Origin of the sequence: Rhodococcus sp. IEGM 1409, assembly GCF_030056735.1 — a bacterium.
Lineage (GTDB): Bacteria > Actinomycetota > Actinomycetes > Mycobacteriales > Mycobacteriaceae > Rhodococcus_F.
In genome coordinates this window covers 1-210 of the sequence record NZ_JASHKN010000053.1, presented here as the reverse complement: position 1 = coordinate 210, position 210 = coordinate 1, and the positions used below count along the sequence as shown (strand labels likewise).

Sequence of the window (210 nt, the reverse complement as noted above, 5' to 3'; positions counted from 1 at the left end):
ACGCGGACGTGGGGGAGCCGAAGGTCGCGATCGACAGGGCGTCGATGAAGGGCGCGTCCCCGATCGACGGGCCACCGCTGAGGATGTCGACCATGACAGTGGTGAGGTTGCCGAGCTTCGACTTCCGGTCGGCGTACTCAACCAGGGAGATCGCGACGAAGATACAGAGCGGGGGGGAGACGACCGCGCACACGATGCCTACCAGAAGGG

At 65.7% G+C, this 210-nt stretch carries 1 pseudogene; it reads right to left on the bottom strand.

Annotated elements, in window-relative coordinates:
• Nucleotides 1-210 (bottom strand): annotated as a pseudogene (locus QM716_RS29220) (phosphate ABC transporter permease PstA); the annotation flags it as partial.